This is a genomic window from Paenibacillus sp. FSL F4-0100 (assembly GCF_037993005.1).
In the GTDB taxonomy this organism is placed as follows: Bacteria; Bacillota; Bacilli; order Paenibacillales; family Paenibacillaceae; genus Paenibacillus_AQ.
In genome coordinates this window covers 1,822,272-1,847,692 of record NZ_CP150303.1, presented here as the reverse complement: position 1 = coordinate 1,847,692, position 25,421 = coordinate 1,822,272, and the positions used below count along the sequence as shown (strand labels likewise).

The 25,421-nt window shown below is 44.4% G+C and carries 26 protein-coding genes; 3 read left to right on the top strand and 23 right to left on the bottom strand.

The features are described 5' to 3' along the window. Nucleotides 1-111 precede the first annotated feature (111 nt). The 12 genes from MHH48_RS08015 to MHH48_RS07960 all read right to left on the bottom strand — a co-directional run bounded on the left by MHH48_RS08015 (nt 112) and on the right by MHH48_RS07960 (nt 12,021). Nucleotides 112-1,287, bottom strand: coding sequence for an ATP-grasp domain-containing protein (locus tag MHH48_RS08015; protein WP_076323067.1), 1,176 nt, complete (start codon nt 1,285-1,287; stop codon nt 112-114). Next, nucleotides 1,284-2,417, bottom strand: a complete 1,134-nt coding sequence (locus MHH48_RS08010) for a DegT/DnrJ/EryC1/StrS aminotransferase family protein (protein WP_076323066.1) — start codon at nt 2,415-2,417, stop codon at nt 1,284-1,286. Before MHH48_RS08010 ends, MHH48_RS08015 begins: the two co-directional genes overlap by 4 nt. A 26-nt stretch (nt 2,418-2,443) precedes the next feature. Continuing rightward, nucleotides 2,444-3,472: a glycosyltransferase gene (locus MHH48_RS08005; RefSeq protein WP_076323065.1), complete on the bottom strand. Its 1,029-nt coding sequence runs from the start codon at nt 3,470-3,472 to the stop codon at nt 2,444-2,446. A gap of 22 nt (nt 3,473-3,494) precedes the next feature. Beyond that, complete coding sequence (locus MHH48_RS08000; protein WP_076323064.1) at nt 3,495-4,697, bottom strand: glycosyltransferase; 1,203 nt, start codon at nt 4,695-4,697, stop codon at nt 3,495-3,497. A 1-nt stretch (nt 4,698) separates the two neighbouring features. Continuing rightward, on the bottom strand, nt 4,699-4,929 hold the full coding sequence (locus tag MHH48_RS07995) for a hypothetical protein (RefSeq protein WP_144023456.1): 231 nt from the start codon (nt 4,927-4,929) through the stop codon (nt 4,699-4,701). Nucleotides 4,930-4,990: 61 nt separating this feature from the next. Next, a complete protein-coding gene (locus tag MHH48_RS07990) occupies nt 4,991-6,322 on the bottom strand; it encodes a glycosyltransferase family 2 protein (protein ID WP_076323062.1) in 1,332 nt (443 codons plus the stop codon). After that, nucleotides 6,319-7,242 carry a GT-D fold domain-containing glycosyltransferase gene (locus tag MHH48_RS07985; protein ID WP_083659678.1) on the bottom strand — a complete coding sequence of 308 codons (924 nt, stop codon included), beginning with the start codon at nt 7,240-7,242 and terminating at the stop codon, nt 6,319-6,321. The genes MHH48_RS07990 and MHH48_RS07985 overlap by 4 nt, the downstream gene beginning before the upstream one ends. Before the next feature lie 192 nt (nt 7,243-7,434). Next, complete coding sequence (locus MHH48_RS07980) at nt 7,435-8,562, bottom strand: DUF3880 domain-containing protein (protein WP_083659677.1); 1,128 nt, start codon at nt 8,560-8,562, stop codon at nt 7,435-7,437. 43 nt (nt 8,563-8,605) lie between these two features. Beyond that, nucleotides 8,606-9,310 carry a sugar phosphate nucleotidyltransferase gene (locus tag MHH48_RS07975; protein WP_076323060.1) on the bottom strand — a complete coding sequence of 235 codons (705 nt, stop codon included), beginning with the start codon at nt 9,308-9,310 and terminating at the stop codon, nt 8,606-8,608. Nucleotides 9,311-9,338: 28 nt separating this feature from the next. Beyond that, entirely contained in the window at nt 9,339-10,067 is a 729-nt protein-coding gene (locus MHH48_RS07970; RefSeq protein WP_076323059.1) for a glycosyltransferase family 2 protein, read from the bottom strand. 12 nt (nt 10,068-10,079) lie between these two features. Then, nucleotides 10,080-11,183, bottom strand: a complete 1,104-nt coding sequence (locus tag MHH48_RS07965; RefSeq protein ID WP_256720558.1) for a glycosyltransferase family A protein — start codon at nt 11,181-11,183, stop codon at nt 10,080-10,082. Between the two features lie 31 nt (nt 11,184-11,214). Then, complete coding sequence (locus MHH48_RS07960; RefSeq protein ID WP_076323057.1) at nt 11,215-12,021, bottom strand: glycosyltransferase; 807 nt, start codon at nt 12,019-12,021, stop codon at nt 11,215-11,217. A gap of 479 nt (nt 12,022-12,500) precedes the next feature. Here MHH48_RS07960 and MHH48_RS07955 point away from each other — a divergent pair, with 479 nt between their 5' ends. The 3 genes from MHH48_RS07955 to MHH48_RS07945 all read left to right on the top strand — a co-directional run bounded on the left by MHH48_RS07955 (nt 12,501) and on the right by MHH48_RS07945 (nt 15,557). Beyond that, on the top strand, nt 12,501-13,418 hold the full coding sequence (locus MHH48_RS07955) for a right-handed parallel beta-helix repeat-containing protein (RefSeq protein WP_076323056.1): 918 nt from the start codon (nt 12,501-12,503) through the stop codon (nt 13,416-13,418). Nucleotides 13,419-13,534: 116 nt separating this feature from the next. Next, nucleotides 13,535-14,551, top strand: a complete 1,017-nt coding sequence (locus MHH48_RS07950) for a glycosyltransferase (RefSeq protein WP_076323055.1) — start codon at nt 13,535-13,537, stop codon at nt 14,549-14,551. Between the two features lie 58 nt (nt 14,552-14,609). Next, nucleotides 14,610-15,557: a phosphotransferase gene (locus MHH48_RS07945; RefSeq protein ID WP_076323054.1), complete on the top strand. Its 948-nt coding sequence runs from the start codon at nt 14,610-14,612 to the stop codon at nt 15,555-15,557. A gap of 89 nt (nt 15,558-15,646) precedes the next feature. Here the strand turns inward: MHH48_RS07945 and MHH48_RS07940 are convergent, their stop codons facing one another. From MHH48_RS07940 to MHH48_RS07890, 11 genes are all read right to left on the bottom strand, one after another. Next, nucleotides 15,647-17,167: a glycosyltransferase gene (locus MHH48_RS07940; protein ID WP_076323053.1), complete on the bottom strand. Its 1,521-nt coding sequence runs from the start codon at nt 17,165-17,167 to the stop codon at nt 15,647-15,649. Next, complete coding sequence (locus MHH48_RS07935; protein ID WP_076323180.1) at nt 17,160-18,536, bottom strand: nucleotide sugar dehydrogenase; 1,377 nt, start codon at nt 18,534-18,536, stop codon at nt 17,160-17,162. The genes MHH48_RS07940 and MHH48_RS07935 overlap by 8 nt, the downstream gene beginning before the upstream one ends. A 251-nt stretch (nt 18,537-18,787) precedes the next feature. Continuing rightward, nucleotides 18,788-19,372 carry a GNAT family protein gene (locus MHH48_RS07930; RefSeq protein WP_076323052.1) on the bottom strand — a complete coding sequence of 195 codons (585 nt, stop codon included), beginning with the start codon at nt 19,370-19,372 and terminating at the stop codon, nt 18,788-18,790. Then, nucleotides 19,369-19,602, bottom strand: coding sequence for an acyl carrier protein (locus MHH48_RS07925; protein ID WP_076323051.1), 234 nt, complete (start codon nt 19,600-19,602; stop codon nt 19,369-19,371). Before MHH48_RS07925 ends, MHH48_RS07930 begins: the two co-directional genes overlap by 4 nt. Beyond that, nucleotides 19,599-21,311: an HAD-IIIC family phosphatase gene (locus tag MHH48_RS07920; protein ID WP_076323050.1), complete on the bottom strand. Its 1,713-nt coding sequence runs from the start codon at nt 21,309-21,311 to the stop codon at nt 19,599-19,601. The genes MHH48_RS07925 and MHH48_RS07920 overlap by 4 nt, the downstream gene beginning before the upstream one ends. Nucleotides 21,312-21,405: 94 nt before the next feature. After that, on the bottom strand, nt 21,406-22,587 hold the full coding sequence (locus MHH48_RS07915; RefSeq protein WP_076323049.1) for a phosphotransferase: 1,182 nt from the start codon (nt 22,585-22,587) through the stop codon (nt 21,406-21,408). A gap of 248 nt (nt 22,588-22,835) precedes the next feature. After that, nucleotides 22,836-23,921 (bottom strand): phosphotransferase, encoded by a 1,086-nt coding sequence (locus MHH48_RS07910; protein ID WP_076323048.1) that lies wholly within the window; start codon nt 23,919-23,921, stop codon nt 22,836-22,838. A gap of 194 nt (nt 23,922-24,115) precedes the next feature. After that, nucleotides 24,116-24,409 carry a hypothetical protein gene (locus MHH48_RS07905; RefSeq protein WP_076323047.1) on the bottom strand — a complete coding sequence of 98 codons (294 nt, stop codon included), beginning with the start codon at nt 24,407-24,409 and terminating at the stop codon, nt 24,116-24,118. A 20-nt stretch (nt 24,410-24,429) separates the two neighbouring features. Next, nucleotides 24,430-24,732: a hypothetical protein gene (locus MHH48_RS07900; RefSeq protein WP_076323046.1), complete on the bottom strand. Its 303-nt coding sequence runs from the start codon at nt 24,730-24,732 to the stop codon at nt 24,430-24,432. Continuing rightward, nucleotides 24,729-25,049: a hypothetical protein gene (locus MHH48_RS07895; protein ID WP_244878965.1), complete on the bottom strand. Its 321-nt coding sequence runs from the start codon at nt 25,047-25,049 to the stop codon at nt 24,729-24,731. Before MHH48_RS07895 ends, MHH48_RS07900 begins: the two co-directional genes overlap by 4 nt. Before the next feature lie 29 nt (nt 25,050-25,078). Then, nucleotides 25,079-25,420, bottom strand: coding sequence for a nucleoside-diphosphate sugar epimerase (locus MHH48_RS07890; RefSeq protein ID WP_083659676.1), 342 nt, complete (start codon nt 25,418-25,420; stop codon nt 25,079-25,081). Nucleotide 25,421: the final 1 nt, after the last annotated feature.

Here is a 25,421-nt window from a genome sequence, read left to right as displayed (position 1 = left end):
CTCAATTATTTATATGTCTAATCCCAAATTAGGATATAGGCAATGCGCTCCCCCATGCAAAAATCCCGATCGCTGCTGCAGATCGAGATTTCGATATGATATATATGAGATCTATCCTAACTCGATTCTTATCTTCTCTTTAACTTCTTCCAGCAGGCTTAGCACTTCTTCCAAACGGTCCCCTTTCACGATGATCTGGCCGATTCGGTCTGTGCCAACCCTGAATTTATTTACCTTCTCGCCTATATGATAATCAAATGATATTTGAATAATATTCTCATGCTGATCATTTCCGTTCTCAAGTCCAGTAATATCCCCATCTTTATCGGAGATCAGTAGTTCACACGCACAAGGCTGTGAAGTATGAGAGGGAAATGACGGATTCATACGAAGAGCAGCCTTGATGATCTGCTCATAGTAATCGAATCCATAGAAAGTGGACACCAGTTCGGGTAAGCATGTAGCTCCTGCTCTGCCTCCGATTTCAAGAACATACACATGCCCGTCTTTCAAAATAAAATCCGCATTGATTGCACAATGATTTAATTCCAGCGCTTCGATACTTTGTTTCAACTGGAAAAACAGATCTTGCTGCACTTCTTCGGGCAATTCATATGGGACATAATGACCGATGGGAACACCCGTATCCCCATAAAAGACGAAATCCCCGTGCGGCATGATGAATTGAATTTGGTTTTCGTAGACGAATGCCTGTGCGCCGAACTCGGTTCCTTCAATAAACTCTTCAACGATGAAAAAATCCAGTTTCGTATCCTTGCGCACGGTTTCAAATGCGTATTCCACATGGGCGATATCTGCAACCTTCACAATGCCCTTGCTTGCTCCCCCGTCCACTGCCTTAAAGATAAGCGGCGGCGACAATACTTCGAAAGCGCTGTAAGCTTCCTCTAAAGTTGTGACTTTTAGAAACCGGGCTGTTCTTACGCCATGTTTCATAAAGGCCTGTTTCATCTTCCATTTATTTGAGGAGAGTTGAGCGGACTCATAACTCAATCCGCTAACTCCCAATTCATCCACGACTTTGCCAACCGACTTGACGGCCACGTCCGTGCCCGTTGTACAGATTCCATGAATTCCTTCAAGACGGGCGATTTCAACTACCTTATCCATATCGGTTGTATCCTCATAATAAAACTTGTCAGCCTTGGCAAACCCGGGATAGTTTCCTTGGCGGCTCACAACAATGACGTACAACCCCATTCTTTTCGCAGTTTCGATTAATGGAAGCTGAGAGATTCCTGCACCTAGAACCAACAGTTTTCTCATGGCTTAAACTCCCTTATACGGGTTATGATCCGATCCATATCCTCTTCTGTGATATTCGGATGAATGGGAAGAGTTAGAATTCTTTTCCAGATCTCTGAGGATAGCGGCACGATGGCTTTTAAATGCAGGTAGCTAGGATGCAGGTGACATGGATAGTAATGAACACCCGTCGCGATATTGTGTTCCTGCAAGTGGCCAATCATGCGATCTCTCGAGTTTTCTTTGCTGAATTTAACTTGGAACAAATGCCAGGAGCTATGAGCATACATTTGTTCCTGAGGAAGTTCCAGCCATTCCAAGTCATTTAATTCGGATTGGTAGTGAGCCGCTATTTCCTTTCGTCTTCCGTTCAATTGGTGCAGCTTTTTTAACTGAACGAGCCCGATGGCAGCCTGCATATCATTCATATGATATTTATACCCTACGTCATCAACGAAATACTGCCATGCATACACCTTTTCATGCGACGATCGTATCCACGTATCCCGGGAGATACCAACCCACCGCTTCTCACGCAGCTTACGATTCATCCACTCTGTATTGCAGGTGATCGCCCCGCCTTCACCACTCGTCAAATTTTTGACTGCGTGAAAACTAAAGCAGGTGATATCGCTGATGGAGCCAATCTTTTTGCCTTTATATTCCGCGCCGCACGCATGCGCAGCATCTTCCACTACCTTGATGCCTCTGGAATTCGCCAACTCATGGATCGTATCCATGTCGCAGGGATGCCCGCCCATGTGAACAACGATAATTGCCTTTGTTTTATCCGTAATCTTCCGTTCGATATCTGCCGGAGATATGTTCATCGTATCGGGTTCAATATCCGCAAAAACCGGCGTTGCTCCCACATAACTAACGGCATGGACAGTGGATATGAACGTGATGGAAGGAACGATTACCTCGTCACCGGGCCCAATCCCTAAAATGTCCATGGCTAGATGGAGCGCAGCCGTACCGGAGTTAAGAGCAACCGCAAAACGACTGCCGACATACTTGGCAAATTCTTGCTCAAACTGTTCCGTTCTAGGGCCAAGACCAAGCCATCCGGACCGTAAAACATCCGACACAGCGTCAATTTCCTCTTGACCTATACTCGGTTGAAGAACAGGTATCAGCTTATGGTCCAAGTGAACCTCCCCTTTCGTTATCCTCGTTATTCCGACATTAGAATTTGTGAGCGCCATCGTTCGGCGCAAGCTTCCACTGAAAAATTTGCCCATGCTACTTGTTCGGCATGTTCCGCAATGCTCTGGCGCAGTTCTGGCTGTTCTATCAGTTGGACCATAGCTTCATACCAATCATCACTAGTACTGGAAACAATCAGACCGTTTTCCTTCCCGGTTACCCATTCTTCGTAAGCTGGAGAGGAAGTATAAATGCCCGGAATTCTACAGGCGGAATATTCACGAAATTTATTGTTGCTTTTGCAGTCATGCAGCAGCGTTCGTTCCAACGGCGCTAGCCCGATATCCCAATTTGACCGATAGAGACGCTTTAGAAAGTTTTTATAGTTCTCATCATAGGTTTCCGTAAAGACCTGTGGCTTCTCTCTGAGTTCATCAGGAACATACCCGCAGAACTCCATTTTGATTTTATCCCCGTATTTCCCAATGATTTTAATCAATGCACTGGTAACCGGTTCAAAAGCCGCTTGTTTTTTTCCGCCTTCATACCCGATTACAACTTTACCTTCTTCCTTGCGGTTCTTTTTCAACCCGGAGATAGCAGCGAAATCAACGCTTCCCGGAAAATACACAATTTTTTGGGGACCGAAATGCGTATCAAGATGTTTGGCAAAAAAACCGGAAGCTACCTTTACGATTTGAGCGTTTTTCAGAAATTTAACATACGTCTTTCTTCGTGAAGAATCATGGTAATATCTTCCCATATCCGATCCCGGGGACATTGCGATAAAATGGTCATCGATCACGTACACCGTTTTTTTCCCCATCTCCCGGGCCATCTCCAGAAACTTATATGCTTCAGGCTGAACCGTTCGGAAGAAGAGCACGATATCCGCTTCAGCCAGCCTTGATCTGTCCATCTCATTATCGGATCTGACGTCAAATTCGCAGACTCCCATCTTCTGCAGATGGCGAAGCGGCTGCTCAATGCCGATTTTATAGGAAGCGATTTTATCCGATCCGATGATGAGAACGTTTATATCCCCTCTTTTCCCCATTTTCCCGCTCTCTCCCCCGATTTTACGTTTTGAATATAAATTTCTTCCAATTATCGATGCATGTCTGAAGTGCAAAATGCTGCCTAGCTGCACTTTGCGCATTCTCCTTGATTCGCTGCCGCATCGCTGGATCTTCTATCATGGCCTTGATTCCCTCATACCAATGCTCCTCGTTATGCTCAACCAGGTAGCCTGTTTCGCCCTGCTCGACCCAATGCATATAAACAGGAGACTTCGAGTATATACCCGGAATTCCGCAGGCACCGTATTCACGGAATTTTGTATTCGTTTTCCCCTTGTTAAATGAATTGTTGGCAAGAGGCGCAATTCCGATGTTCCAGTTGCTTTGATTTAGCTTCTTCAGAAATTCCTTGTATTCCATCCCCCCACCTTCATATTTAACGCTTGGATGTTCAGCCAGTGAAGGCGGAAGGTAGCCGAAAAATTCCAATCTCACAAATCCCCCGTAGTAATCCAGAATTTTGTTCAGAGCGGAAATGACGGGAACGAAATCTTCCTCTTTGTCCCCTCCTGCATAACCGATGACAACTTGCTCCTGACTCTTATCTCTCCTGTCGTGCTGATCCAGCCACTCAAAGTCGATGCTGGCAGGGAAATAAATGACATGTCTGTTGTACCGCTCATGAATGTAGGTGCCGAGATCAGGTGCATCTACTTTAATGATTTGCGTATTTTTCAAAAACTTAATAAACGTCTCTCTTCGGATCGGATCGTTATAATATTCCCCTACCGAAGTCGTCGGCTGAATCTCCAAGAAATTATCATCAATAACATATACCGTCCTTTTTTTCAGCTGATGGGCCAACTCCAATAATGCATAGGCGGCTGGCTCAACATTACGAACAAATACGATCGTGTTTGCGGCAGCAATCATTTCATGGGTCACATCGGTTTCCAATTTCACATCGAATTGCAGATTCTCTTGTTTATTCAGTGCACTAAGGGGCTGAATAACGCCGATTTCAAGCGAAGGTATAATGCCTGCCGCGATTACAAGAACATTAATCTTTGGCAATTCCGACTCGATAACGGCAACAGCGTTATGAGACCTTTTCTGGGCTTCCGCACGCCCTTGTGCAAAACCTTCCTCTTTTCCTCGCTGAAAACCATCAATACTCCCTATTTGATATGCGTTAAGACGAACAGGTTGGCGTTTTCCTTTTCCAACTCGCTTTCGAGGCCTTGTTTTTTTTCTTAAAGCCATCTTATCCTTCTCCTTTATAAGCTTCTTGATGACCGGCCTCCATACCCTCCGCATAACCAACGTTAAACCCTTCGTTATACGCTTTATCAAATCCCGCATCATAGGATTGGTTATAGTCGACTGCATTTTGAACCGGAGCTATGCTTCCCGGCCCCCTCCTTCTCTTTCCTCCAGAAGCTCTATTTATCCCCTTACCTCTTAAACCTCTTCCACGGATACCTTTTCTTTTCAATCGCAGCGATACACCGCCATTTTTTCTCCGTGCTTTCATCCATCTCACCCTCTGCTCTTTATTAAATGTTATCTGCCTTAATTACCGGTGGAGAAATGATCGGAACTTCCTCCTCATATTTCTGAACCTCTTGCTCGTTCACTAGCAATGGCTCGTAAGAATCAAGGTGCCAAGCGGCAACTGCGAGCCGATTCATGAATCGGTGCAGTCTCTTCCCCTTGTACTGATAAACACTGCCATTCCTAAGCTTGATAAGCCTCCCTTCCTGTTCCCATGAATCCGATGAGAAATATACCATCTTCATACGCCCAATGGCGTCCTCCGCAGAAATACCATCCCCAAGCGCCCAGCAACGAAGATCAACCTGTGAAACTCGGACTGGCTGAATTCCGCTGGTACCATGAATCGGATACCTGACCCCATTCTCTATCCAATACGTTTTCGAATTGGCGCCTCTCACGAAGATACATGTCGGATACAAATCAATGGTACGCAGCTTCATACCGCTGTTCATGTTTTGCTGCCACTTCAAGGACAACATTTCATGGGGATCTCCCCATTTACTGGAGTAGAACGTAAGATTATTTGCATACACTTGTTCGAATTTGGAATTTAACGTCTTCATACTGACGCTGCCGTAATGATGAATAAACGTATCCTTTGCTATAACTAGCTGCATGCCAAGAAGCCGGGCACGCAGCCCATAATCGTCGTCTTCACAGTTTCCAATCTCAAAACCTTCGTCAAAAAAACCCAACCGGTTAAAGTCATCTCGCCGAATCAACATGCAAAAACCCGTCAATCGTTCTGTCACGATCCAGCTGTTCGCATTGGATTGATTGTATGATTTGGAGAATTGCTGCATCTCCGCTATATCTTGGTAACTCACATGGATCAGTTGATCTCCGCTGATATAATTTGTCACCGGTCCGACAATTCCGAACCGTGAGTCGCTTTGCAAACAGTTGAGCAAATTCGAGAGCCAGTTGGTCGTTACAACGGAGTCATTATTTAAGATCATCAACGTTGTTCCTTTTGCCATCATAAGTCCCTGATTGACAGCACCTGCAAAGCCTAAATTTTCTTCATTGATTTGAAAGCGGAGTCCTTGGGAAGATTTGAGAAATTCTGCTGTGCCGTCATCAGATGCATTATCAATAATAATGAGTTCATACGGCACATCAGTATAGTGGAGGATACTTTCAATGCATTCTTTTAAATAGTCAAGCTGATTATAGGTCGGCACAATGATACTTGTACCTTGGAAGACATTTGTGAATTGGGTTATTCCCACATGCCGCCCACGGGAATATCCATCCTTGTAGCCGGAATTGAATCCTTTGTTAAATCCGTCGTTGTAACCATTTCTTTTATGATTGCTCATCTGATTCATAAGGTTGACTCTCCATTGGTTAATGAATCAGCCAAATGCCCGAAATCAATGGCGACTTTCCCGAGCTCTGAGGCTATGCGCTCTGTAATGATAACAGCCGGAATGCCGGCACCCACAAGAGCGATGTCGAATGGATGACCTCGAATTTCATTCATTGTTCTTGGAATATCGTGCATTCCTTCCACGGGAGCAACCGTGCCGGTCACCTTGATTCCGCGATCTGACAACACCCGTGAAAGACCAGGAGCAGAATTGCCCACAACGAGAACTCGACGTCCTGCAAGGATCCCAGGCAACAAACCTTCCAAATGTAATGCATAGTTGACTGTCGATAAGGTTAGCTGTAACTTTCGATAATCAATGCCGTGAGCTCTAAACACGGAAAAGCACAGAGGTTGGAAGTTTGGCAATCTTAATTTGGGAATTCCAACGATATCTGCATTTCTCACAGAGGCTGCCAGCAGATCCCTTGCTATTAGATCGGGTAAACTAACACCGGCGTAGCTTAAAAAATGTCCTTCTTTCCGCACCTCATCCTCGTTCAAAACCATTTCCTGCGCAAGCGTAAGCAATTCTCCATCCCCTAAACGGATAACAGACAACGGGGAACTTGAGTCTAAAGCTTCTTTAATCCTTCCCGCAACTTCCGCCGCGCTCATAAGACGATAATACTGAGAACTCAGTTGCTTCATACCTTCTTCAATAATATGGCGAACTGAAATTTCAGGGAGAACCTCGAGCTCCGGTAGAATCGAGTCCACAATACCTTCTCCTCCATCATATAATCCCTTCGCGTACCCCTCTCCCGAGCTTGGTTTGACCTTCGTTTCGGGTACGGAATGCTGCTGCGACCTCATCATGGCCTCGTCATAGCCGATATCAAAACCTTCATTAAAAGAAGCTGCAGCTTGCTCCAACAATTTCTGGGTACACTCGTTTGGTGCATGGGATCTTGTTCTTTGAAGAGTTAACTTCCGCTTAGGTCGCCTCTTTACCAACCTTTTTCTTTTTTTTTCCAAGTGCTGCCGTATGATGATCACCCCGTCTTACGCACAATATATTCTTTAGAATTCATTAGGAAACGGGTATAACAATCCATTTTGACCAGACAACTAGGGGAAAATAGTACGAAGCATCAAACCTAAACGTTTATGATAGGTATGATCCTTTCTTGTTCTCATCAAGCCGTTCAACGCAATTCGCTGTCTCTCTTCCTCATGACGCAAATAATAGTCGATTTTATCCATCAATTCACCATAAGAACCATAGGTCTCTATCTCCGATCCTGGGGAATATAACTGGCTCATATCATGGCGGATATCCGATAACTGAAGTGTGCCACAGCCGGATATTTCAAATGTGCGGGGATTAACGGAAAGCGCCTGTACTTTTCTACTGTTGGCATTGATCGTATCATCATCGGATGAACGGTGCTGGTTGATCACAATTTTGGCACCATTATAATAGGTGGCCGTATCCTCTGGCGTCATCCAATCTCCGAGTTTGATCTTGTCAGACAGCTGGGCGTAATGCTGCATCCGGTCCCACCACCATCCAGAGATAACCACTTTTTTATTTTTCAGAATCGGGGCGAGATGATCCATTAACTCCACTCTGTTCCAATACGCTGTTCCAATAAAACAGATATCGGTTTGATATGAGGTGGGTACATGCTTCGGGTAAAATACATTAGGATTGACTGCAAAAGGCAAATGATAGACGTGTTCACAACCTAAATCTCGATAAAAAGATACGCAGTTTGATTCAAGCGTAAAAATGTAATCGTAACGGGGAGCGATCGATACTGTCCAGTCCGTATAGTACGGGTCGTCAGTAAACCAAATGGCCGTTTTAAATCCGCTATCCCGCAGCTCCTTGAGCGTATCAGCTTCCAAAACAACTCCGTTTAACGCTAGTACTAGATCCGGCTGAAATTTCTTAGCCAAAAGAACGATATCATCTGAAGGATTTGCAACCGAAAGACTTCGAACCAGTACCTTTAAAGCTTCAGTCACCGCTTGATCAAGCGCAGGATACGGAACGCCAATGCCTGTGGTGACATAGAGAATTCGGAGATCCCGGATCGGCTCCTCTTCCTTGGGTAAAGATCGTATAACTGCATCGGAAAAACCAATCCGGTACCCCTCTCTCCGCCCCTCTGTAAAACCGTTTCTGTATCCTTCCATGTGAGCCGATTGTTCCTCTCCCTGAAGCAACAAATGATCATTCATTATTCTCATGCAGTCATGCCTCCGGACTTATTCATTCCAAATATTGAGTTCTCTACAATCGGCCACTGGCTTGGTATAAGGACTGGAAGGTTCCTGCATCCGTCCACCACCCCTCTAAAATGTCATAGGCAAGTTTCCCCTTCGACGCGTACACATTGTTAACGTCTGTTATTTCCAATTCACCTCGTGCCGATGGTTTAATGGCTCGGATCGTTTCAAACACAGTCGAATCATACATATAAATACCGGTTACACAATAATCAGATTGGGGTTCCTCCGGTTTTTCTTCAATCATTACGATGTTGTCTTTCTCCAAGACGGGAACCCCGTATCGCTTCGGATCATGAACCTTCTTTAGAAGTACACGCGCTCCATCGGTTTGTTTTTCAAAATCTCGAACATAAGTGGTTAGATGATCTTCAAACAGATTATCCCCAAGAAGGACAACGAATTTTTCGCCTGGTGTTACGAACGGTTCAGCCAGGTATAAAGCTTGGGCGATACCCCCGGCTTCTTCCTGGACTTTAAATGTGGCATTTACTCCCCACTCTTTTCCACTGCCGATCAGGTCTATATATAAACCCGCAGATTGCTTGCCGATCACAATGAGAATATCTTCAATACCCGCTTTTTTGAATTTCTCTATTCCGTGACATATCATCGGTACTTTCCCGACAGGCAGCAGATGTTTATTTATGACTTTGGTCAATGGATAAAGACGGGTGCCCGTACCTCCTGCCAGAATGACGCCTTTCATATAACCCTTCCTTTCGCAAACTATATAATTATACATAGATCGTTGGATCGACGCCCCATTTATCAATAAACTTCTGTCTGTTTATATCAACAAGATGCTTCACTTTACTCATGTCCTGCTTGGCAAAGCTGGCACTCCCATGATGAAAAACAAAGACATCCCCAGCTATCCTGAACGTATATCCCGCATTCCTGGCCCGGTGACAATAATCATCGTCCTCAAAATGACCCGGGGAATAACGTTCGTCCAGCAGTCCGATGCGGTCCATTAACTCCCGTTTAAACAGGAAGCACATTCCGACGATTCGTTCCACCTGTAGCCACTTTTTCGCATCCGGCTCATTCAGCTGGCTCGACATCTCTTCCAAACTGGTATAAGGCATATCGATCTGTTGCTTGCCGCTCGCATAGTTGGTAAGTGGTCCGACGATACCGATATTCGTTTCGCTGTTCAAACAATTCAACATATTCTGTAACCAGTTGCGGGTGACAATGACATCATTATTCAGCAGAAGTATCGTATCGCCGGTTGCGATTTTTAATCCCTTGTTGCATGCTGCCGGAAAGCCAACGTTACTTGCCAATGAAATGAAGGTAATCCCCTCCTGACGGCAAATATCAACGGTACCGTCGGAGGAACCATTATCAACAACAATGATCTCATAGGGCTCTTTCGTATGAAGTTTAATGGAATAAATACAATCCTTTAGCAGATCCTTTCCATTGAAAGTTGGAATAATGATACTTGTTTTTTGCATAGCTTCCACCTTCTAAACCTTGGTTAGCTGCCTTTGTCTAATCTGATCCGAAAAAGATAGCCGTGATCCCTTTAAATCGAATGCTGTTTTTAGAGCTTCGATGTGGTCTCCAATGATCAAATCGGAAACGGCATTCTGTAGTCCGACATTTCGAGCCCGGAGTCGATTTTTTGAAATAACGTCTACACTGGCCGGTGCATTTATTTTAAAACCCTTTTCAAGGGCGATGACTTGCGCTTTCGGTGGGACGGATAAATTGGCGTACCCAATGATCTGCGCTGCTTCTTTCTTGATCGCGTGAGGCACCGCCGTAAGCGAATTCGCTTCGAGGTCCGCCCTGCCCATGGATCGGTTAATAAACTCCTTAACTATGGTTACGTAGTCTCTTTTGGAAAACATCCCGATCAATGGAGAAATATCATTTAAGGCAATATCGCTACCCTGTTCAATGGCATCGATGAACGGTACTAGATGCTCGGCTAATATCGGAACATCTCCATCAAGGAACAGCAGAATATCAGAATCGGCCAACTTCGCCCCAACCGCTCTGCCAACATCGTGTCCCAAAGCTTGTTTATAGTGCACAATAATCGCTTTCGATTGGTTACGGATCATTTCAAAGCTTTCATCGGTTGATCCGTTCACCACAAAAATGATCTCATGTAGCGGCAGCCGATGAAGCTGTTCCAGCAATTGTAAAATCGTATCTTTCTCGTTCATCACCAAGACAATTGCCGCTACTCTTTTGTCAGTTGGCAGGAGTACTGCATTTCCTAGATAGATTCCAGAATGCTTACGGTGTCCTTCCACAAATTTAGACGCCGCCGCATGGTAAATCTCCCATGGTAGCGGCCTAACTGAATGGTACCAGCGGTTCCAACTCTCATTCAATTTGATATGGGGGTCAGTATCTTTACGCTCAATATCTTCATGGACTGCTTGTTGATAACCGACAGTGTATGCTTTCTCTTTCCAATAGTCGATAACTCCGTTTGAACTCAGACGATTCTTGAACATCCGAGCCCCTAATTTATGGCGGCTGCGTTTGTTCTTGGCACTTTTTCTTTTACTTATTGGCTTCATTGCTCTTCTAAAAGAATATGAGGCTGGCATCATAACTCGTCTCTGCTTTCTTCGCACCATCCCATCACCACACGCTTTCTCTTTTTCGTGTGAGATCCGACCGATTTCCCCGCATGCCGGATTTAGAGATTAACCAATCTATCGCCTCCAAATGATCCCCAACGATCAAGGTTTCAAGGGGATCATTTCCTCTGGTTCTACCCCTTCTGGGGTTTCTTCTTCCCACATCCACGTAATGGACCCCTCGTACCTTCAAACCATTATAAATGGCCATTGCTTGAGCTTTCGGGGGGACAGCCAAATTGTCGATGCCAATCAGATTTATGGCTTTACGGCTCATTGCATGTGGAATCGTTGTTAAAGAAGCTCCTTTCAATTCGGGATTGGAAACCAAAATGTTTAACGTATGCTTGGCGAGGATCACGCTGTGAACGTGATGCTTGTCGGTTGGACCCAAATACTTGTTCAAAGCTACATCCACACCTTCTTCCACAGCTTTCGTCAAAGGCGTCAAATCACTTGCTTGAATAACAATGTCTGCATCGGTAAACAGCAAGATGTCTCCTCTAGCCGCTGCAGCGCCGATACTTCGTCCCACATCATGACCGAGCGGAAAGGGCATGTGAATCACCCTCGCTCCGATGCTTTGAGCAATTTCGGCTGTACCGTCCGTTGAACCATTGGCAACAACGATAACCTCCGTGTCGGGGTGCACTTGATAGGCTTGCCGAATGACTGCCGCAATGGTCTTCGATTCGTTCATAGCAGGAATGATGACGGATACCTTCGGAAGCTCCGCATTTTTGATCGAGGATAGGGATCTTCTCCTCTTTGTTCTGTTAACGGGACTCGAAGGACTTCGTTTCTTCATGTTTCTCACCTGCCAAGTTTGGATTAAGAAGACTTCCCCCTCATTTTATGTATAGGTTTTTTTACTGTAACGGCATTCGTACCTGAGGCGAAATAAATTGGGTTGAGCTATAGACCAATAAACATACCAACTCTATCTACATTGAATAAACTAGAGCATTAAAAAGAAAGAAAGTGAAGACCTATCAGAACATTCCAGGCTTTATTATTAGGAAGAAACGAGGTACCGCCTGTTCACACGATCCAAAATCCGGATGGGGAAATTCGCGGCCAGGTTCACCGAGAGAAGCACATCATCAAATGAAATAACGTCTTGCCAGCAGGAACCTAGGCTTTAACCTATCTGTCCTTTCAACCTCTCAAAAATGTGCATTTTATCTCATTCATCTGCCTTAACATAACTTTCTTCCATTGCATTAACTGTTACTAGATTAAGAATACAAAATCTTAATCAATTCTATATATAAGGAGGTAGAAGTGATGGCCATTATTTCAGTCTTCCCTTCACCTACAGGGACGCCAATTGCAACTGCGGTAGCTTCAGCTGTCGCTGGTGATGTCGTATTGGTCCATGCTGGAACGTATTCGGAGCCGGCTGTGACTGTAGCGACTTCCAACGTAAAAGTTATTGCTAAGAATGAAGGTACCGCGGTACGCCAGGGATTAAACGCTGTACCAAGTGCGTTCATTGTCACGGCTGCTGCGGGGGTTGAAATTAACGGATTTACCATTCAAAACTACACGGCCAATGCGATTGATGTTACCACTGGTTCGAATCACCGCATTATTGGCAACACCATTAACAACACGCTTGGTATTGGCATTAATTTAGCTACCGGCACCGGACATGTAGCCTGGAGAAATAGTGTTCAAGACGCAGGTGGCGCTGCTGGAATCGACGTAGCAAGCTCCAGCAGCTGGATCGCACAGAATGTATCCTTCAGCAATACAAATCTGGGTATTCTGTTGGCCGGTGCCAATAATGCGGCTGTAGGTAATACTGTATCTGAAAACGGCACAATCGGCATCTCGAGCACTGGAGCGAACAATCTGATATTCGGCAACACAGTCACGCTTAACGCGACAGGCGGAATCACCGTTACTGCAGCAAACAACGTACTGCTCCGCAATATTGTGGAAAAAAATACGGGGAACGGCATTTCGATCACAACAGGTGGGGATAACGGATATCTTGGAGCCAACGATTCCGATGAAAACACTCAAACCGGTATCGCCATTGGCGCGACGTTCAGCAGTGTGGAATTCAACGAGATGGAATTCAACAAGAATTTTGGACTCGTCATTTCAGGCAATGAAAACACCGCATTCGGAAATCGGTTCACCGGTAACACGCCGACTCAAATCTCCATTACAGGTACCGATAATAACTTGTTCTAAATTCCATGTTTCATGTATGACTTTTACGCTTGCTCTCCTCGTGAGGGCAAGCACTATTTTTCAACTGAATTACCCGCAAGGGCATCCAGTAATCATTGTTGATTGGGGGTCACTAAATGAGAAGAATTCTTGTGGTCGGCTCAGAGGGAACCGCATCGTACCAAATCATTCTTCTCCCACCTCTCCGTTATCTGGAAGGACAAGGATACTGCAGTTTTAAGATCCTTCCTCATAAACAGGTAACCCGATCTATCATTTCTTCATACGATATTATTTTGTTTCTAAGAAGCATTGAGCCAGCAGCGCTCCAATGTTTAGAATGGGCACACCGTGAGGGAAAGAAGACCGTATACGTCATTGACGACCATTTTCTCGCGATCCCTCAAACCACTCGTCTTGGCCAGATATACGCAAAACCCGCTTATAAAAAAACCTATACTTACTTTCTAAGAAATGTACACATGGTCAAAGTAGAATCACCCGTCTTTCGCGAAGTGATTAAGAAGCAATTCACTCCTAAAGTGATCTATTTTCCAGGGAGTATCGATCTTTCATTTACAAAATTGTCCAGAGGTCCGAAAAAGGAAGATCGACTCGTGATCGGATACGAAGGTGCAAAAAAAGAGAGTTCTTTCCGACCCGTTATTCCCGCATTGAAGCGTATACTTAAGGAATACGGAGATTTTGTCAGACTGGAGTTCTATGGGTACTGTCCTGAAGAATTGAAGGGTCATCCTAATGTCTCGCATTGTAAACATAATGAAAATTACAGCCAGTTCATGCAGCGGCTGTATCGGGCCAATTGGGATATCGGTCTTGCACCCATGGATGATGATCTGTTCTACCACTGCAAAAGTAATGTGAAATTCCGCGACTACGCATCCTGCCGCATTCCCGGCATTTATTCATTATCCCCCATATACCGTGATTGGGTATTCCACAAAAAAACGGGTTATTTTGTTCCTCAAACAGAGCAAGGTTGGTACGTCGGGATTCGAGAAATGATCGAAAATCCCAAACTTCGGAAAAAAATTTCACAAAAGGCCGCAAAGGCCGTGGCCAAGAACTTTACGGTCAAACAGAATGCGGAAAATTGGAGGTCTCTTTTTCAAGGCCTGATCGACATACCATAGAACCTGTAATAGATTAGATGATGATCTTGTCCTATGATCTCGATGGAGAGGTGATGGCATGCCTACAATTCAAGATGCAATGTTGGTTCTTAACCAGTATTATGATATCAAGAAGCCGAAAATCGAATGGATTCAGAACGAGCCGGATAAAGCGGTGTGGAAGGTAATCAATAACAACGAAACCTATATCCTTAAGTCGGACTATAGATCAAGTAAAACGTTCACCCCTTCAATCACTCTACAATACGCGCTATCCCAACAGGGGTTAAAGGTTCCTGAGGTAATCGCCACGAATCAACGGAAACTATGTACGAAACAAGGTGAGCATCGTTATTATTTGTCTAGATATATCTCCGGCGGTCCTGCATCGATAATTGACCGCGTAAGGGTAATCGGAGATTTTCATCAACACGCCAGGTTTCCAAGTTCACTCACACCCAAACAAAATCCGGACGACTTGAAGGTCGGAATAAACAGGTGGATATCTGAATATCAATTCAAATTAAAAGAATTGTTGAAATGGAAAGACCAGTACTCCTTGAAGCATATTCAACCATGTATACAATTAGCTGAGAAATGTATAAGAGTTTCTTCCCGGAGAGCGCCCCTCCTCGCTGACCATCTCAAAGCCGTGAGCAAAAGAAGATGGGTCGTGCATGGGGATCTAACCCATTTAAACGCAATAAAAACAACATCAGGAGATATATGGATTATTGACCTGGAGCATTCAAGAATTGACTCTCCCATCAAGGATATCCGTTATTTATTACCGAGGATTGTGTTGTCTTCATATAATAAAGAGTATTTTGCGAGATTTCCTGAAGGGAAGTCCTTTGAAGAACTCTACTATATAGACGCGATTTTTCCTTACAGCCTCTACTACTACCTCGGCGGATCGATCAGGCAAATGAAACTCCCCCTGAAGAGTTTCCGGGTACAGGAGATTGTATTAGACGAACTGAAGAAGGATGATATCGTAAGCAGGCATTTGGGTGGCGTTAAATAAAACATTTTTCCTTCCACCACACTAACCACCGCCATGCTTAAAGACATGACGAAGGGGCCGTTGTACGATAACAGCCCCAAAGATACATATTAGCGTTTCAATCTTTTCATAACCGGCTTATTGTGATGCTTGCTCCAATTAAAAAATTCATTATTACGGATATTGCCATTGATCGCGGTAAATGGAACGTTATTCTTCCAGGCAACGTAATTAAAGCTGATTTGGTCTCTTTTACTATAACTTATGATTTGTCTCCACCATGTGGTCATTGCCCCCGTAACGATTGGATCATTATGGCGTCTTAGGATCACGCCGGACTCAATTAGTCCGTTATCCCTCGGATATCCCGCATTCTTATACAAGGCTACTTGTTTTAATATGACTTCTTTGTTATCCTTCCCCAAGGCAATACAAGCTTCAGCTTCTTTATAAATACAATTCCGATGTGAATGTTTGTAGAACACGAGCGGTGAGGCGCTATATTTTTCAATAAACCGATCGATATCTCCGACAATTCGGATATTCCCGTCAACCCAAACACTGTGTTTGTAGGTCGGGAATAATAAATGTGGCATAACTTTTACCCATCTAGCTTGACGCGCCGTATCAGGGAATATTTTATCTAACTTAATCATTTTCCAGGTTCCGGACTTTAATTTCGGATTATCGGTGAAACAATAGTAATCACAATGCTTGCTCAAATACAAGGGATCCTGTAGCTTATCGTAATTACCGGTTATCGCTGTGTATATTACGGTTTTTCGTTGATTTCGTGTTATGATTTGTCGTCTGCACGCTAATAGCCATTTTAATTTTGCCCTTGTTTCTTTGAGCAATCGATGTTCGACCATTTTTTGTATCGATTGCTTAACCCTTGCCTCGCCATGTTTTCGATAAAGGGCATATTTACCATTTTCAGCCAATTTCTTCCTTCTATTAGATCCAAAACTTGCCGATTTTTGATGATAGATATAACAATGCGTGGCAACCTTTAATTTAAAGTTAGCAGCGCGGGCACGAAGACAATAATCATCTTCTTCCCCGTAACCTATCGGAAAGTTCTTTTCATCGAAATACCCGATTTTGTCTATGACTTCCTTCTTGATCATTAAACAGAAGCCGTTCAAAAACATGACTCTCGGAAAATTCTTATCGGAGGATTGATAGACAAGCTCGGCCATTTGTTCGATCGTTAAGTTGGGCTCCAATCCATTCCGGCTCCTATCCAGATGGGGAATGGATTGCCAGCTGGCTGCATTAGACAGCGGACCGACGATCCCGATCCTGCGATCGGATTCCATGGTTTCCGTCAGCCTTTCCAACCACTGACCGGTTACGATCGTATCGCTGTTGAGGAGGACGCAGTATCGCGATGTTGACTGTTTTAATCCTTGATTCGCAGAAGCCGTATAGCCTTGCGGTTTATCGTGTCGAATTAATGTATAGTGAAATTGTCGTGTGTACTGTTCCAGATATCGCTTTGTGGTTTGATCGCTTCCATCATCTATGATAATTACATTAATTTTTTGTGTCGTATTATTTTGAATGGAGTTCAAACATTGTTTTACCGCATTCAAACCGTTATGCACACAAATGACAACATCAATCAATCCCTTCCCTCCCTTCCCCGTTATCTTTGATCGACACAACCGGGGATAAACTTTTCTCCAATCGCTTATGTCCGCCGAGCAATACGATGTTTCCTTTAATCGACCGAGTCACATTTTTCGTGTCATACAGCAAAGCGGCATGCTCAGCAATAAACTGGTAATCGATCGTACTATGATCGGTAGTAATAACGACCAGGTCGGCGGAGGCAATCAGATCCGGCAAAAGTTCTATGGAGGATATCCTGTGGCCATTGTCTATAAACCATGGAATGAGCGGGTCATAATAGGTTACAGCAGCCCCCTTCTGCTGTAGAAGCCTGAACACTTCGAGTGCAGGCGATTCCCGCATATCGTTGACATCCTTTTTATAAGCCATTCCAATGCATATAATATTTGAGTTTTTTAGCGGCTTTTCATTGTCATTGAGTATGTCGGTAATCTGCGATATGACATATCGGGGCATATTGCTGTTGATATCGCTGGTCAATTCAATAAATTTGTTATAGAAGCCGAACTTTTTAGCTCTCCATGACAGATAGGTCGGATCGATCGGGATGCAGTGGCCGCCGATCCCCGGCCCTGGGAAAAAGGGGATGTAACCAAACGGCTTGGTCGAAGCAGCGTCGATCACTTCCCAGATGTTAATCCCCATTCGATCACACATGAGCGTCAGCTCGTTCACAAGCGCAATGTTAACACTTCGAAACGTGTTCTCGAGCAACTTAACCATTTCGGCCGCGGCCGTTGAGCTTACCGGAATCACGTTATCCAAAAAAGAACGATAAAATTGAAGGCCGAGATGGGTACATTCCTCTGTGATTCCACCTAAGATTTTAGGTGTGTTTTTTACATTGAATTTATGGTTTCCAGGGTCCACTCTTTCCGGAGAATAACATACAAAAACATCCTTTCCCACTTCCCATTGCGTATTGGCTTCAATCACATTCTTAATTAATTCTTCGGTCGTTCCGGGATAGGTGGTGCTTTCCAAAATAATGAGCGTATCTCTCGAAGCATACCGGATGATGGAATCAACCGCTGACCGAATCATGGAAACGTCAGGGTCCCTGTTAATGTTTAGCGGGGTGGGCAAGCAAATAACGATGATATCTGCCTCAGCCAGCACTGAAAACTCATGAAAGGCATAAAAGCGCTGATGGATCAAAGAATCGATATCTTCATCCTTTATATCCGTAACATACGATTCTCCGCGTTGTAACTGTTCCGTTTTATTCTTATCGATGTCAATTCCGTACACCCTGTAATTGGCTCTTGCCGCCTCCACTGCCACAGATAGTCCGACGTAACCAAGACCGATCACGGCCACCGTTGCCGTCTTGGTTTCTATTTTATGCAAGATTTCGCTCATCCTGGTTGTCCATCCTTTCTTGAAGAGTAAGTCCTTGTTCAAAAAAACACCCATGATGAAATTACCGGGCGATCATGAATTTCCTTCTCCTGATAAAATATGAAATACACCTGAGAGAAGCAACGGCGAATTCACCAGACATATTACCCATGTCATTCCTTTTCGTCCGGTACATACAGAAAAGACAGCGAACGGTTTCGCTGTCGTCAGTAAACAAGTCATATTTTCTTACATTCCGTAAAGTATGTTAATTATTCTTCCGGATTCTCCCTCAGCAGACGCTCCGCCAATATTGCAGGCTTCTCTAATCTTTGTTGAATCATAGGCCAGTTCTCCTTCGTAGCCGTATGAATAACCATGTCATAGGATACGCCTCTAATGGTAAGGCCATTACGTTCAATTCCGGTCCGGGGCAAACCGCAGTTATCATGAAAAGAAACGACACTCGCATTATCAATAACCGTGTTGGAGAACACACTGGACAAACCCAGAATATCAAACGCAACGTGAAAAATAAGCCATACGCTGGCAGGAGCGGCAGGGATCGAATCGGAAATAATCCATCTTCCCCAATTCCCGGCTTGACCATCAATATCATAGATCGCTATGGTTCCGATAGGTACGCCCGAGAGAAGCTCAATGCAGAAGTAATAGTCGCCTTCTCTGTGAAAATATTGTTTCAACCATGATTCATGAGTAGAATAACGAGAGTCGATTTCTCCAATATACCTGGATAAATCAGGGGATCTTCTTAGTTTGAAAATAAAATCAGCGTCGTCCATCGTAATGGGTCTTAATCGAATCCCAAAGCGTTCAACTTTGATGTTGTGCTTCACGACTTCACCTCAATGATCTTGGCGATGTCATCCAAGCTTTGAATTCCCGCTACTTCCCTAATGGAGAAGCGAACATCAAATTGCTCTTCAAGACGAAGAATGAGTTCCATATGTTTTAAAGAATCCCAATTCGCCAGCTCTTCCCGCTTTGGATTATCATGAGGCGGTAATGCAGTGTTTAATACCTCGGATAAGATCGACCCGATTTGTTTGCGTAATTCTGTAGTCATCGATTTACCTCCACTCTAGCAGGATGACTTCCGCAAGCTGCTTTTACACGTGCATAGAGATCTTTAAGCGACAGTTGTTCAGGCGAGCCCGTAACAAAACGCTTTATCCAGTCCAAGGCGGGAGCATTTCGCGGCCCCTGAGCCATTTCGATATTGATACGCTGCACTCCTCGATCTATTAATTTCTCCAAGATCCAAGCAAAGGCTACCGTTTCAATCTCACGGCCAAGCGCCCTGCAGCTAAAAAGCGTTTCGATTAAATGCGCTTGCTCACCATCCAACCGGCATATAAAAGCGCCGATAATTCCACTGTCTGACAGTATATCCGAGAGGCGAATCGTAATCGTAGTATATTTCGAGGCATTCATAACGTCATTCGCCTCCACTTCTGTCATCCGCCTTAACGCCAGGTTAAACTGATTTGTTTTATGACTTAATTCATGCAGCCGCGTGACATGGGAAGCTTCATTCTCATAGATGGTTACAACCATGTTCAAGCTGTCTAAATAGGAACGATAGTCCGATGCTGTTTGTCTAATCTTCTCCCTTGTCTGATTGGCCTGAATATCGGTTGTTCTGGATACAGCCATGTTATCCTGGTGAAGTTGATACAATCCGGGAAAATGACATAATCCAAACATCGTTTCTTCACCGTTTTGCTTTGCTCGTAGAAGACGAACCTCTGGCAGTACAGCGGCCATCTTCACCAACTCTGCCGGATTGTCATCCACAAACAAGAAAGCAGACGGGTCGATATTCAGTATTCGTGCCAAGCGATTCAGATTTTCTGCTTTTGTCTGCCAATTCGCGCAGACAGCGGCAAAATCGTCCCATCTCAGCGGAAAATCGCTCCGGGTATCAAACAGAGCCTTAACATCTTCTTCTTCATTACGGCTGCACAACGTAAGCAGCACTCCTGATTGTTTAAGTTTGAGCAGCAGCCTTTGCAACCGATGATGACCTTCCGTTAGCGTTACCCCTTCAGCCCCTTCCTCTCCCAATACCCCGTTATAAAGCGTATCATCAAGATCAAGAGCAATTGCTTTAAGTCTCGGAATACAGGAAGCAGGTAAGAGATGTACACCCAGGTGACGGGAGATCATCGTCGTTGCCTGATTGGAAAATGGGTAGTTGCTGATTTCCTCGTTCCGATAATCATAAAAGGATCCAGTACCTTCATGGGCCAATTCGGCTAAATCGATCAGAACACATCCTGTGTTCTTCTCTACGGACTCCAACAAATACGAATTTAACTTTCGGAACCATCCACGATCACTTGCACGGAAGCTGAGCACCCTATTTGCGTCTTCCAGAGACTCCGGCCAGTTATTTACCCAGATCGGTTTATCCGTTACCATACGGAGTTTATCGATCCGTTCATTCAGCCAATGAGCAGCTTCCTGTGCGCTCATTGAGCTGGCGTAGATCCGCCAATCTAACCAGATGATATATACATCCGCCTGAGTTTCCCCGCCAATACCGGACAGAGCGTTATCATAATCAGAGTAATCAAAACAGACATCAGCCTCCCATAATCCGCAAAACGGAGGCATCAAATTGGCAACAAACTCAAAGGGCATCGTTCTGTCGACTCGTATTCGGAAGGTTCGATTGCATGGGAGCTTCGGGCTTCCTGCAATCCGAGCCCTGGAGGGAAGGGAGCACAGCAGAGAATCCGCTAAATCTAGATAGGTTAACACATGATTCATTCCTATACCTCCCTCCTGTTGTTAGAGCATTGACCTGCCCATTCTTCCAATGATTCTGATGCTCCTAGATCCTATCCCGCTAAAGTCATTGGCATTAATATAACCCGAGCTCCTTGCCCCACACATTGATTTTCTCTAAATAATGATCCAATAAATAAACCGACTTCAGATCTTCCACTCCCCAAATAAGCTGCTGGAGCAAGCTGCGTTCCAAAACGCGCTGCAAATAAGCCATTTTGTATAACGTAACCGGGTCCGTATCGAACCGGATTCCATATTTGAGCATTTCTGCGGCATACAAAGGCGCACAGCGCTCAATCACGGCATTTTCGTCACCTCTCCAGTCCTTTCGGTATGCAAAAAACACACCCATTAAATTAAACATATCAAACCAGCATGGTGAGAAACGTGCCCCTTCCCAATCGATAAATTTAATATTCCAGGTCTCTTCAGCTACATTGTGGCAGCCGATATTCGGAGTTTGAAGATCATTGTGAATGATACTTTTACCAGCCTGGAGAAGTTCGGGAAAATAAATAGGTCCCTTTTGTAACATGGTACGGACATTAGCGTAGCTCGACTCCAGTCTCTGCTTTAATTCAGGACGTTCCATTGCCTTATCCAGATATTCCATCGTTTTTTGATGGTTCTTCTGGCGTTCTTGCGTTGAGGTTTCGGAGTCGTAAAGCGGAAGCCATTCCTCGAATGTTTCCCAATGATTATAAAAATTGTCGTTATAGGTTAGTGCATGAAGCTTCGCCAACGAAGGGATAATCCGGTCGAAATAATCGGGTGTAAAGATAACCTGACCCTTTACTTGAGGGACGAACTCCATGAATACCCATACATCCTCACCATTCATACCTTCCACGATCAAATATATGGTAGGTATCAAATCCGGTAGAATACTGGTTGCTTTCCGGTACATGTTTAACTCGATTAATTTCTGTTCGTTCACAGGTGCTTTGAATATCTTTAAAATAATCGGATAATTTTGTCCGTTTGCCGTAATTTCGAGTTTCCAGATTGCACTCTTGAATGTTTCTTTCAAACATTCCATATTCCTGTCGTTTAAAACAACTGAAGATCCGAAATGGCTTGCAATCTGGTCAGCACATCGAAGCTCTCGCCATTTCAGACTGATATCATTAAGAGGCGGGTTTACCAATAAGGCTTGTGCATCCTCAAGCCCTTTATTATATCCATCTTCTTTTCCCTTTCTAAATCCATCCGTACGACCTTGCTCGAATCCTTCCGAACTACCCATTTTTGTCATATCCGCGTTCCTCCACTCCGTATTCCTTTTATATCCTATGTGGAGGACCTCCGACATGACATTAAAAAAATGCGATTTAACATTCCACACACATGATTTAACATTACTCGAATAATTGGATAACGATTAGCCAAGAATTTCTGCTGCGATTGTGAGATAGATTCATCAAAAACAACGCAAAACAACCCGCTGAACACGCGGGTTATCCGAGTAGTACTCAACTTAATATCCATTGAATCGAATAAGTACTAATAAAGCTCCAATTTTTTTCCTAAAACTTTGATTTTTTCTAAATACACCGGCAGTAGCTTCGCCTCTTTTTTACCGGTAACAGCCCAATTCAGCTGCAGATACAGCCCCTTCTCAAGTATTCGTTTTAGGAATGCCATCTGATACAGTTTGAATGGATCGGTTTTAAAGATAACTCCATGCCTTCTCATCTCATTCGAATATAACTGAACACAACGGCGGGTTATAACCTCCTCCTGATCTTCCCACTCTCGGCGGTATGCCAAGAAAACCCCGATCAAATTGACGAGATCAAACCAGCACGGAGCATATTTTGCGCCTTCCCAATCAATAAACTTGATTTTCCACGATTTCTCCTTAACATTGTAGGCCGCTATGTTTGCAGTGTGAAGATCTCCGTGGATAATGCTGCAGCCTTCATGAACGACCTCCGGGAAATAATCTGGCCCTCTCTGCAGCAGTTCCTTCACGAGTGAGTAATATGGATTTATCATTTCTTTTAAATGGTTGTTTTTCATCGCTTCATCTAAATAATACAAGGTTAACTTATTTATGCTTTTTCTTTCTTCTCTCACAACATTAGAGCTAAATTGAGGCAGCCAATCACCGAATAGTCGCTCATGTTGTTTAAAGCGTTCATTCATCGTAGAGGAGTGAAGCTTCGCTAACGTAGGAATGATTTTGTCAAAGTGATCCGGATTATACTGCACCCGCCCTTTAAGAGGTTCGATGTATTCCATGAACACCCACAAATCGCGTCCGTTTACATTTCTTTTGGTTTTATAAACTAGTGGCATGAACGGCTGAAGTACTTTTCTTCCTTTACGGTATATATTTTTCTCAACCGTGCTTTCCGGTCGGTCTTTTTCGAGCGGTTTCGAAATTTTAAGAATGATGGGAATGCGCTTTTGTTCATGTTTGATTTCAAGTTTCCATATGCTGCTTTTGTATGAGTCTTTTAAACATTCCATTGTTTGATGATCTAATCTCACTTCGGTGCCAAAGGACTTGAATGACTTGGAAAAATCCATCTTACGCCATGTTTTTCGAATGAATCGCTTGTCTATTCTGCTGGTTGGACTCATTAGTCCTCACTCCATTTTTCGCTTTTAAACCATTGTATGTCGAACATAGAGATGCGCATCCATTCATTTGCCTAACAAACAGAGGTGTGCTGTGCTCGTTCTCCAATTGGCCACGGTAGATTCTTCAATAATTTTGATACTATATAAGATGGAGCGTTCTTCAGCTCAAGTTACATAGAATGCCACCAGAGTCGTTATGGAGAGGCATCCGCCTGTCTGCCATCCTCATAACCTTTCGCAAATCCAGCTTTAAAGTCTTCCATGTAGGAATGATCATACCCATGGTCATGGACTTGAGATAAAGGCCGGGATCTGCCGACCCCAGGCCTGGAGCTGTAACGGCCACCGGCTCGATGGCGCTTGCCTTTCTTGCCATGACGGCGTTTACTGCCTGATGACTTCAGGCTACGCAGCCCCTTTGCGAATGATTTCTTCCGTGCCATTTCTGAAGTCTTTCGATGATTCCTAACGGATAATGCCATGTTCATGCCGAATCCTCCTGCAAGGTTCAGTTCGTAGCTTCTAACCCGGCCTCGTTGTAAGATAGCTGGCACTCGGATGTTATCCAGGGCGATGCCGGACTGCCTAATTTGTACCGATTTAACGGAATGCCTGTCAACATTTCAGCCATCACGGATTGATAGCCGACAAGCAGCCGAATATTCTCCGCGAGAGTGCGCGCGGTTGTTTCAGAATGTGCCGTAACCTCTGCGATACTTTCCAAAATACTTGCCAGCGCTTGCTGACTTCTAGCAATGGATGATACCACAGCAATCTTGGCTTCATGTTCCCGCTGTATGCGCGCGATCATGAGTCCGTGTCTCCGAAATCGAATGCATCAAATCCCATGGCGTCATCTTGTTCAGCTTCCGTTCCGAGGATAATTCGCAGATTCCGGCACAGACCGGAGCCTATTTTCGTCAAGCCCTCGATTTGCTCAACAATTTGCTCGTGAATGGATAACGAATCCTTCAACTCTCCCTTGGAACGAGGATATTGAGTCAGGACCCATTGACAAACCTTTTCGGCCTCTACCGCTTTCCCTTGAAGAATGAGATAGGTATTATATTGAATAGTAACGGATGCATCGAGAATCCGCATGAACGATTCCTCTTTACTCACATACATTCCCCCTTAACCAACGAAGTCGGATCCCATTATTCTTCACCTTGCTCGGTCGCTTTAAGCTCTTTCATTACGATTTCCAAACTGTCTGCCGATGTTTGTTGTAGGTCGGCCATGGCGTTCAAATAAGCAGTAATGCTGCTATTGACTTGTTCCACCTGGGATCCTGACGATCGGCTTCCTAATAATTGTCCCCCTAACGATGGTCCTTCTCGTGAATTTGGTTCTTCGGAGGTTTGGATTTCATGATTGGGTAATGAATGTATAATTTGAGCCATGCGGACTGCTGCATGACGCTGAGCTTCTAAAATGCGCGCTAACTGCCGCTGGGAGTGCGAAAGGTGTTCGACCATATCATCAATTTTTTTCTCCACG

What these genes read in the sequence shown, in the direction of transcription:
- MHH48_RS08015 (WP_076323067.1), bottom strand. Translation starts at nt 1,287, where the DNA reads ATGAGAAAACTGTTGGTTCTAGGTGCAGGAATCTCTCAGCTTCCATTA.
- MHH48_RS08005 (WP_076323065.1), bottom strand. Translation starts at nt 3,472, where the DNA reads ATGGGGAAAAGAGGGGATATAAACGTTCTCATCATCGGATCGGATAAA.
- MHH48_RS08000 (WP_076323064.1), bottom strand. Translation starts at nt 4,697, where the DNA reads ATGGCTTTAAGAAAAAAAACAAGGCCTCGAAAGCGAGTTGGAAAAGGA.
- MHH48_RS07990 (WP_076323062.1), bottom strand. Translation starts at nt 6,322, where the DNA reads ATGAATCAGATGAGCAATCATAAAAGAAATGGTTACAACGACGGATTT.
- MHH48_RS07980 (WP_083659677.1), bottom strand. Translation starts at nt 8,562, where the DNA reads ATGAGAATAATGAATGATCATTTGTTGCTTCAGGGAGAGGAACAATCG.
- MHH48_RS07975 (WP_076323060.1), bottom strand. Translation starts at nt 9,310, where the DNA reads ATGAAAGGCGTCATTCTGGCAGGAGGTACGGGCACCCGTCTTTATCCA.
- MHH48_RS07970 (WP_076323059.1), bottom strand. Translation starts at nt 10,067, where the DNA reads ATGCAAAAAACAAGTATCATTATTCCAACTTTCAATGGAAAGGATCTG.
- MHH48_RS07965 (WP_256720558.1), bottom strand. Translation starts at nt 11,183, where the DNA reads ATGATGCCAGCCTCATATTCTTTTAGAAGAGCAATGAAGCCAATAAGT.
- MHH48_RS07960 (WP_076323057.1), bottom strand. Translation starts at nt 12,021, where the DNA reads ATGAAGAAACGAAGTCCTTCGAGTCCCGTTAACAGAACAAAGAGGAGA.
- MHH48_RS07955 (WP_076323056.1), top strand. Translation starts at nt 12,501, where the DNA reads ATGGCCATTATTTCAGTCTTCCCTTCACCTACAGGGACGCCAATTGCA.
- MHH48_RS07950 (WP_076323055.1), top strand. Translation starts at nt 13,535, where the DNA reads ATGAGAAGAATTCTTGTGGTCGGCTCAGAGGGAACCGCATCGTACCAA.
- MHH48_RS07945 (WP_076323054.1), top strand. Translation starts at nt 14,610, where the DNA reads ATGCCTACAATTCAAGATGCAATGTTGGTTCTTAACCAGTATTATGAT.
- MHH48_RS07935 (WP_076323180.1), bottom strand. Translation starts at nt 18,536, where the DNA reads ATGAGCGAAATCTTGCATAAAATAGAAACCAAGACGGCAACGGTGGCC.
- MHH48_RS07925 (WP_076323051.1), bottom strand. Translation starts at nt 19,602, where the DNA reads ATGACTACAGAATTACGCAAACAAATCGGGTCGATCTTATCCGAGGTA.
- MHH48_RS07920 (WP_076323050.1), bottom strand. Translation starts at nt 21,311, where the DNA reads ATGAATCATGTGTTAACCTATCTAGATTTAGCGGATTCTCTGCTGTGC.
- MHH48_RS07915 (WP_076323049.1), bottom strand. Translation starts at nt 22,587, where the DNA reads ATGACAAAAATGGGTAGTTCGGAAGGATTCGAGCAAGGTCGTACGGAT.
- MHH48_RS07910 (WP_076323048.1), bottom strand. Translation starts at nt 23,921, where the DNA reads ATGAGTCCAACCAGCAGAATAGACAAGCGATTCATTCGAAAAACATGG.
- MHH48_RS07905 (WP_076323047.1), bottom strand. Translation starts at nt 24,409, where the DNA reads ATGAACATGGCATTATCCGTTAGGAATCATCGAAAGACTTCAGAAATG.
- MHH48_RS07900 (WP_076323046.1), bottom strand. Translation starts at nt 24,732, where the DNA reads ATGATCGCGCGCATACAGCGGGAACATGAAGCCAAGATTGCTGTGGTA.
- MHH48_RS07895 (WP_244878965.1), bottom strand. Translation starts at nt 25,049, where the DNA reads ATGTATGTGAGTAAAGAGGAATCGTTCATGCGGATTCTCGATGCATCC.